The sequence below is a fragment of the uncultured Paraglaciecola sp. genome (assembly GCF_913058035.1).
Taxonomy (GTDB): Bacteria; Pseudomonadota; Gammaproteobacteria; order Enterobacterales; family Alteromonadaceae; genus Paraglaciecola.
Genome location: NZ_CAJXPA010000016.1, coordinates 32245 through 41570, shown reverse-complemented (window position 1 = coordinate 41570; position 9326 = coordinate 32245). Strand labels below are relative to the sequence as shown.

General features: G+C 37.2%; 8 protein-coding genes. 7 read left to right on the top strand and 1 reads right to left on the bottom strand.

Features of this window, described 5'->3' with window-relative positions; all coding sequences use genetic code 11:
• The 7 genes from QZ562_RS03950 to QZ562_RS03920 all read left to right on the top strand — a co-directional run.
• On the top strand, window positions 1–458 hold a 458-nt coding region (locus tag QZ562_RS03950), incomplete at its 5' end, for an RNA polymerase sigma factor (RefSeq protein WP_293757128.1).
• Window positions 451–1491 (top strand): FecR domain-containing protein, encoded by a 1041-nt coding sequence (locus QZ562_RS03945; protein WP_293757126.1) that lies wholly within the window; start codon window positions 451–453, stop codon window positions 1489–1491. The genes QZ562_RS03950 and QZ562_RS03945, both read left to right, overlap by 8 nt.
• A gap of 92 nt (window positions 1492–1583) precedes the next feature.
• A complete protein-coding gene (locus QZ562_RS03940) occupies window positions 1584–2984 on the top strand; it encodes a sugar porter family MFS transporter (protein WP_293757124.1) in 1401 nt (466 codons plus the stop codon).
• Window positions 2985–4067: 1083 nt separating this feature from the next.
• Window positions 4068–5024, top strand: a complete 957-nt coding sequence (locus tag QZ562_RS03935; protein ID WP_293757123.1) for a sensor domain-containing diguanylate cyclase — start codon at window positions 4068–4070, stop codon at window positions 5022–5024.
• 575 nt (window positions 5025–5599) lie between these two features.
• Complete coding sequence (locus QZ562_RS03930; RefSeq protein ID WP_293757121.1) at window positions 5600–6037, top strand: phosphate-starvation-inducible PsiE family protein; 438 nt, start codon at window positions 5600–5602, stop codon at window positions 6035–6037.
• A 273-nt stretch (window positions 6038–6310) separates the two neighbouring features.
• Window positions 6311–7348: a phospholipase A gene (locus QZ562_RS03925; RefSeq protein ID WP_293757119.1), complete on the top strand. Its 1038-nt coding sequence runs from the start codon at window positions 6311–6313 to the stop codon at window positions 7346–7348.
• A gap of 380 nt (window positions 7349–7728) precedes the next feature.
• Window positions 7729–8121 carry a VOC family protein gene (locus QZ562_RS03920; protein WP_293757117.1) on the top strand — a complete coding sequence of 131 codons (393 nt, stop codon included), beginning with the start codon at window positions 7729–7731 and terminating at the stop codon, window positions 8119–8121.
• Window positions 8122–8227: 106 nt separating this feature from the next.
• Here the strand turns inward: QZ562_RS03920 and ltaE are convergent, their stop codons facing one another.
• Complete coding sequence (gene ltaE, locus QZ562_RS03915; RefSeq protein ID WP_293757115.1) at window positions 8228–9241, bottom strand: low-specificity L-threonine aldolase; 1014 nt, start codon at window positions 9239–9241, stop codon at window positions 8228–8230.
• Window positions 9242–9326 lie beyond the last annotated feature (85 nt).

Below are 9326 nucleotides of genomic sequence, written 5' to 3'. Positions count from 1 at the left end.
AATATGTACGGATCTGCCAGATGGATAAGCGTGAGCCTGTTGAACAACCTAAGTCCTTTCTAATGAGAACAGCAAGGAATTTGGCTTACGATCATCTAAAAAAATCGGAAACGCGACTTGCTGATGGTGTAGAAGCCGAATGTGATTTTGACATTGACACTCTTGACCACGATGAGGTGTTTGAAAACATCGCAAGCAACCAAGAGTTTGCGCATTTTTGCGAAGCAGTTCGTCAATTACCGGTTCAGTGCAGACGCGTTTTTGTATTAAAAAAAGTGCACGGATATTCTCAAAAAGAGATAGCTAAAGAAATGAATTTAAGTCAAAGCACGGTTGAAAAACATATTGCCGTTGGATTTAAACGATGTGCAACTTACATGCTGGGTTTCAGTCAAACGAATATTACGCCAAGTCAGTCTAAACCTGCGGCAAATTTTCAAGGGGGTCGAAATGAGTAATATAATCGATATTAACATCAACAAAGACCCTATGGATGAGGCAAGCTTATGGATTACTCGTCTAGACAGAGGTTTATCTGATGAAGAACAGGTTGAACTAAGGGTCTGGTTACAGGCTTCGCACACTCATCTTAAAACTTTTATGCAGTTGGTAAAATTATGGGACAAAATGGAGTCACTGTCACAGCTTAGTGAATTGTTTCCTCACAAGTCTCGACATACCAATAATAACAAAACGCCTATTTTTGCATGGGCCGCGAGCTTTATTTTTGCTTCGCTAATTTCGTTAGGCTTGTGGCTCAATGCAGACGTTTTCTTTGGGCAAGACACCATGCAGGTTGTACAGTTTAATAGTGAATATGAAACTAAAGTGGGTGAACAATCTACTTTCTTTTTACAAGATAAAACCAAAATAAAATTAAATACCAACAGCTTTGTCAAAGTCACCTATACCGACAAACAGCGCGTGTTCGAGTTATTACGAGGGGAAATGCATGTGGATGTTGCTCACAATAAACAAAAGCCTCTAAGTGTCTATGCTGGCTCAAATATCATCCAAGCTGTGGGTACATCCTTTAATGTTGAGCTCAGTAGTGAAAACGTTGAATTAATTGTGACTGATGGCAAGGTATTAGTATCAGATATCAACACCCTGAATGTTGCTCCACTTAAGCTAAAAAATGTGCATTTATCCCCAAAATCATTTGCGGTTAGCAAAGGTCAAAAGGCGAAACTAAGATCGACTAATACCACTATTATTGGTAGTGATGAACGAAAGCTTGCTTCAGATTTAGCTTGGCAGCAAGGCAATCTGATTTTTCGTGGTGAAAGTCTTCTTGAAGCAATGCAAGAAGTTTCCCGGTACACCAACTATCAATTTGATTTCGGTGATGAGGATACTAAAGCCCTACAAATTGCCGGACTCTTCAAGACATCAGATATCAGTGGTTTATTGGCTGCTTTAGAAAGTAATTTTAATGTGGTCTTCGAAAAAATGAGCAAAAATAAAATAAGATTGAGTAAAAAACCCTAAACAACTAAATCAATTCCTTAATCTTATATAACGAGCCGCGGCTGAATTCCTCCCTGCGGCTTTTTACTAACCCTACAAAGTGAAATTCAAAGATGAACAACCATTCTCAAAAAGAAAATCTACTTTTTATTATTATCATCAGCACCGTAGCAACCATAGGCGGATTTTTGTTCGGCTTTGACAGTGGTGTTATAAACGGCACTGTCGATGGACTAACAAAAGCATTTAAATCTGAATCTATTGGTCAGGGGTTTAATGTTGCCAGTATGCTATTAGGCTGTGCTGTCGGCGCATTTGCCGCTGGAACATTAGCTGATTTACTTGGCCGCAAAGTGTTACTTATGATTGCTGCAGTATTTTTTATATTTAGTGCTTGGGGTTCTGGTATCGCAGCAACTTCTGGAGAGTTTATTTTCTATCGTATTATTGGTGGACTTGCTGTGGGTGCAGCGTCTGTGATGGCCCCCGCCTATATAAGCGAAATCGCACCTCCTAGAATGCGCGGTAGACTTGCTACCATTCAGCAAATCGCAATAATCTTTGGCTTGTTTTGCGCATTTATCAGTAACTATCTACTCGCTAAGGCCGCCGGTGGTTCTACAGAGGTATTTTGGCTTGACTATCAAACTTGGCGTTGGATGTTTTGGATTGAGCTTGTGCCAGCAGTTATCTTCTTTTTGTCTTTGCTTGCCATCCCAGAAAGTCCGCGTTTTTTAGTGATGAAAGGTAAGCGCCAAAAGGCATTAGACACTCTCACAAAACTCTACGGGGTTAACCAAGCAAACGACACGCTGAGTGAAATTGAACAATCTATTGCTTCAGAAACCCATCAACCAAAAATATCCGACTTAGTATCTGGTGGAAAGGTCAGAACGATTGTATGGGTAGGGATAGGTTTGGCCATGTTCCAGCAATTAGTGGGTATCAATGTGGTGTTCTATTATGGTGCGGTATTATGGCAAGCCGTAGGTTTCTCTGAATCAGACTCACTTATGATTAATGTGATTGTTGGTGCTGTCAGTATTGTTGCTTGTGTTATAACCATAAGCTTAATCGACAAACTTGGAAGACGTCCGTTTTTAATTATTGGTTCAATAGGCATGAGTGTTACCTTGCTTACTCTTGTTTGGGTATTCGGCAATGCCGATGTGGCTGAAAATGGTAACTTAATATTGGGTGGAAATGGAACGTTAGCTTTGATTGCAGCCAATGCCTATGTGTTTTTCTTTAACTTATCATGGGGTCCGGTTATGTGGGTATTACTGGGTGAAATGTTTCCCAACCAAATCCGTGGTTCAGGGTTAGCGGTTGCAGGCTTTGCGCAGTGGATAGCCAACTTTGCGATTACCATGACCTTCCCAATTATGCTGACAACCATCGGTTTAGCCAGCGCATATGGATTTTATGCATTATGCGCATTGTTATCAGTGATCTTTGTTATAAAAATGGTTAAGGAAACAAAGGGCAAAACCTTAGAAAGTATGCAAGGTTAAATAAACTGAGATAGAAGACCCAATTTATTTTTCTATTAAATTAAGGTCAAAATATCTTACTTATCGTCGAGCAGGATTTGAAACATTCTGAAGATACTATTTTAATATTTTCAGAATGTTTTGAAGCTTATCCGGGCAAACATTTTAATTTTTTAACACTAAGCTTAAGTAATAGTTACAAAGTGGCGTTATCCAGAAACGTTGTAAAAAAAAGACAACTTTAACTCAATCCTTGTGTTGTTACCCCGCACACAATTAACCTTATCCTTTCTACAATCGTCATTAATAATGAAGCAAAAATTATCTTCGACGTATAGACAGATAGTATCTAAAGTATCTAATATAATTTTAATTTTTCAGTGAACGAGAAGGCTTATTGTCTAAATTGGGTCTTATTTTACTTATGAGGAACTAAAGGGGTTTGAGAGCTTAAGTAACATGGCAAGAACTTAATTTATTATAGTTACTGCGAGACCAAACTTGGCTAAGAGGTCGCTATAAATTAGATGCCCTCACCTGCCCGATGATATCTAAGTGTCATTTAAAAAGAGACGGTCTGACTTTTTAACGAGTTATAGCTTGAAATGTATCGCCTGTTCACTCTTTTAGAGATTTTTAATCCCGCAACAATTTGTAGTAGTGAAAATATCAATACTTTAAAGTTTAAAGTTTAAAGTTTAAAGGTAACGTTGCCATGGACATAACAGGTACAGGTCCGCGTTTAACTACATCATAAAATATCTGAGGGCATAAAGTATTTCATTTATATAGCAGCCATTACCTTCAATTATTTATCTAAGACGGTTGTGGATTGATGGTGTTATTTCGCGGTTAGAAGTTAAGTATTTGTACCTATCGTAACTGATTATTTAGATCTTGTTATTTAAACGATTTTAGAAATAATTTATGTATAGATAAATAGCTAGAAAATAAATATTTAAAGTCACGTAATGACCTATTTCGGTGTTTTTTAAATGAAAATGTGTTTCCCTATTTCTTAATATGGAAAATTAAAATAAAAACTGACCTATTTTTATCTTGTTGAACTGAAATAAAAGCCGGCTGTAGGCTTAAGGTAGCAAAATGATTAAACCTGAAACTCCAGAAAATGAGTCGGAACGATTACATGCTTTGAAAACGTTACAAATTCTTGATACTACCCATGAAGAACGATTTGATCGTGTTACTCGTATGGCTAAACGGATCTTTGGTGTGTCTATTTCACTCGTTAGTCTGATTGACCAAGATCGTCAGTGGTTTAAATCTAAACAGGGTTTTGAAGCGACTGAAATGCCAAGAGATATTTCTTTCTGCGGTCATGCGATCAACCAAGATGGTTTATTTATTGTACCAAACGCGAGTAAAGACGAACGATTTTTTGATAATCCACTAGTAACTTCTGCGCCAAACATCCGCTTCTACGCGGGGTACCCCTTGAAAATACGAGGAGGGCTGAACATAGGTACCTTGTGTCTTCTTGATGAAGCACCAAGAGAAATGGATGAGGAAGATCAGCTACTTTTCAAAGACTTAGGGGCAATTATTGAACAAGAAATCAGATCGATACAATTAGCCACACTTGATGCGCTGACGTTAATTTCTAATAGACGCGGTTTTTTAAACCTTGTAGATTATGGTTTTAAAGTGTGTCAACGAAATAAAATCTCTATGTCGTTTTTGCTGTTTGACCTGAATAAATTTAAAGCAATTAATGATCAGTATGGGCACCACGAGGGTGATTTTGTATTAGTTAAGTTTGCTCAACTAATGATTGAAACGTTCAGGAATAGTGATGTAATTGGTAGACTCGGTGGAGATGAATTTGTTGCTATGATGACCAGCTCCGATGAAGAAAATACCAATACAATCCTAGCACGATTTGAGGTGGCTATTGAAGAAGCGAATGCAACGATGAACAAGCCATACAAAATCGAATACAGTGTGGGTTTAGTTCATTTTCAACATAATACTGAAAAAACGCCAGAGGAAATGATACAAGCAGCAGATGCTGCGATGTACAAAAATAAAAAGGGGATTTAAATGAAACTCTTTAAATGAAACTCTTTAAATGGAATTCTTTAAATGGAATTCTTAAGGTGAAGCCTACCTTTGTGCCTCTTAAAGCACGTTTTGAGGCTATAAGCCCAATACTTACATAAATACAACACTGAATCTGCCAAACACGCATCACCATGTTCGATATTGCCTTAAAAATTTAGACCTATTTAATCAAGAATAATGACGCTTGTTTGTCTATTCATTCAATTAGTTTTACCACCCTCTTTTACGTCATTTAGGAAACATTCGACTCTCAAGTTTTGTGCTATTACCACAACCTAATCTCAACATGTTACATTGACCTTATACTTCACTTATCTTCATTAATACCTATTTAATGGGTGAGTGAATCAAACGTTTGACGGTTTTCAGAATACTGCTTTTATCGATGCTCCACAGATGCTTACTATCTTGTTAATGAGTCGATTAACTGATTATTCATAGGTTTGTCTTATGTATTAAGTATTTTTTATTAATAATGAACTTCAAAAGACATTTACCCCTATTCTATTGTATTAATTTATTATTATTCTTAAATATATGAGTGCACTTTATTTATGACTTCAGACAAAAATTCCAAAGAAAACACAAATGAGATGAAGCATAGCGATGGTCTTGATGCAGGAAAAACGGAAAGATCTTTGGTGCTTGTTATTTTTCATCTGATCCAACGGATAATATTGATCATTGTTGTTGTGATGACGTTAGGAGCTGTAGCCTTTGAAATTCACGCGATTTATATTGCACAGACAATCAGCTTAGCCGACATCTTGTTAATGTTTCTTTATCTTGAAGTGGTCGGCATGGTGGCAGTATTTTACTCTGACCAACGCTCAGCGTTTGTTTACCCAATTTTTATTGCAATTACTGCCCTCGCTCGATTGATTGTTTTACAGGGTAAGGATATGGCACCTGAAAATATTCTGTATGAAGCAATAGCTATTTTACTTCTGGCCACCGCAGCAGTGATACTGATAAAAATGCGTAACGATTAATTTTTGTTGTCAGATATTAAAACCATCGAGAAAGTACAAATTTGCTCAAATATTTAGTTAATACACCTTTCAGCTCTGTAGTCTTGACCACGTATTACACCCTAACTATTGCAGGTTTTCAGAATCTGAATGATTGAATACTATCCTTATGGAAGTCTGTAAAATTGACTACAACATAGATATAAATCTTCCAGCCAAACATGCCCAAGCAGTCCTTTGATTTTTAGTATAATATTTCTTGTTTGTTGAAAACTTACATTTTGGACTAAAAGCATGTTTAAGCGCCATTCCATTTTAACTTTTGCCTTAGCACTAATATTCTTTCCTTCATCAGTGATTGCAAAAGATAAAGTTGTGGAGTGTGTCATGCAGCTTTATATTAACGCTGATGCTAATTTGACTTTAGCTGGTATAAGGGAACGTTGTAATCTTGATAACGTCTCTGAAAAAGAGATTGAGATAGCCAAACTTAGCATTACCCCCGAAAGTGTCACTGCACTTGGCGTAATATCTAAGCGGATCATTAAAGAACGGCAAACTGAATTTGACCCTTATGTTATTACGCCTTACAAAATTAATTATGTCCTACCACTGACGACTACAAATACAATAAATAAGGAGGCTTATTCATCCTACGATGGGTATGAAGATAACTTGGAAGATGTTGAAGCCAAATTTCAATTGAGCTTTAAAGTGCCTCTCAACTACAACAGCATGTTGATTGAGGGGGATGGCTTGTACTTTGGCTTTACAATTCAGGCTTGGTGGCAAGTCTATGCCGAAAACATATCAAAACCTTTTAGAGAGACCAATTACCAACCTGAGATTTTCTATTTAGCCCCTTTAAATTGGCATCCTTTTGGAGGCAACACTGGTTTTACTGTGGGTATAGAACATCAATCTAATGGTCGAGCGCAAAACTTATCGAGAAGTTGGAATCGAGTTTATGCCAATTTTTTATATGAAAAAGATAACTTTGCATTGTCATTTCGACCTTGGGTAAGATTATCTGAAGACGCGAAAGAATTTGAACTTGATCCAAAAGGTGATGACAATCCAGATATCGAAGATTTCCTTGGCTCTTCTGAATTAATGTTGGTTTATCAATGGGATAATTTGGAATTCAGTGTGAGTGGCCGTAGAAACCTTTCGACTAACAAAGGTTCGGCAGAATTTGGTTTTACCTTTCCTCTATGGGGAAAACTTAGAGGTTATGCCACCGCTTTTTCAGGTTATGGCGAGAGCTTAATTGATTATGACCACAGACAAACCAGGTTTGGTTTAGGTATTGCGCTGAACAACGTGCTCTAACCTCGTTTACAATATCTCAATATGACCAAGGGAAACTGTCGGACTAATTAACAATCTGCTTAATCCCAATGAAGTTATTAGCCAGGTCCTATTTCAGAGCTAGAAAACTGCAGAGTAATTATCATAGCTGTTTGCTAATAGACTGACATAAATCAATAAATTAAGGACCTATTCTGAACAAAACTTTGCTTAAATCTATCGATCTCGTTTATGGTTGCTGCAGCAATAAGCTTAATCAATATAATATGTCTGAACATCTTTTCTACCTATAGCCATTAATAATGTATGAAAGCCCAAAGTGTATTATATCTATTTATTGATAACTTCCGAGTTTACTCATAATGTTCACAAACTAGTGCTTTTATTGGAGCCAATCAAAGATGCTTAAATCCATTCACCATGTAGCAATAATTTGCTCTGACTACGAACACTCAAAACATTTTTATACACAGATTTTAGGACTAGAAATAGTAGCTGAAAATTACAGAGAACTCAGAAAATCTTACAAACTTGATCTTAGGCTTCCCAACGGAAATCAGATCGAGCTTTTTTCATTCCCTGATCGACCTCCAAGACCAAGTTTTCCTGAAGCGTTAGGTTTGAGACACTTAGCTTTTTCTGTCGACTCGGTTGAATCGATGTCTGCTTATTTGAATGCTGAAAACATCAATGTGGAGCCTATTAGAGTTGATGAATATACTCATAAAAAATTTACGTTTTTTAACGATCCTGATGGTTTGCCCCTAGAGATCTACGAGCATGTTGATAGCTAGCGATTCAATATACTGCTTTTAATATATTAAGAGTTCAGTGAATATTATTAATGATCAAAAATTTATTCTCTTACTAAAAAGAACAAAGAGATACTTTTCTTAATGGTTAATGATTATCGCTATAAAATTCCTCCACGGCAGTCACTACTTTAACGATATCTTCTGAATTGATATCAAGGTGCGTCACTAAACGTATCACTTTACCATTACTGATAATGATGTTTTTAGCGGCAAGAAAATCAATTAGTTGTGGTTGTTTTTGTGCACTGAGGAATAACATATTAGTTTGTGCACAACCATGCAAAGTGATGCCCTCGATGGCAGATAGTCCTTGTGCCAATAGCTGAGCATTATCGTGATCATCGTCAAGGCGATGAAGATGATTGTCTAAGGCATAAATGCCTGCAGCCGCCAGCATACCGGCTTGACGCATTCCGCCACCTAACATCTTTCTAATGCGTCTTGCCTTAGCAATAATCTCTGCACTTGCTACTAAAACCGAACCAATCGGGGCTCCTAGACCTTTTGATAAACAAATCGAAATAGAATCAAAGGCAGTCGTGATTTGCTTTACATCAACCCCCTGTGAGATCACTGCATTAAATAGCCGGGCCCCATCTAGATGAAAACTGAGGTGATATTCATCAACTAAGTCTTTTGCCTGATTAAGGTAATTCAAAGGTAGGACTTTACCGCCGATAGTGTTCTCAAGACAAAGTAACTTGGTCTTGGCAAAATGATTATCATCGGGTTTAATAACACGTTTGACGGTGTCTAAATTGAGGGTTCCATCAACATCAAATGAAATGGGTTGTGGTTGTATGCTGCCAAGAACTGCTGCACCACCAGCCTCATATTTGTAAGTATGGGCATCTTGACCAACAATGTATTCATCACCACGATCGCAATGTGCCATAAGGGCAATCAAATTACTCTGAGTGCCACTTGAACAAAAAATAGCGTCCTCTTTGCCTAGTAATAAGGCAGCTTTTTTTTCAAGCATATTGACTGAAGGATCTTCACCATAGACATCGTCACCAAGTTGAGCAGCAAACATTGCCTGCTTCATCTCAGCCACTGGTTTAGTCACTGTGTCACTGCGTAAATCGATGGTTTTCATAAACTACTATCCGATCAAAGTTAATTAATGTTATCGAAAATAAAATTTAAAAAAGCACTTAGTCATGTCGCTTTAAACTAAATTA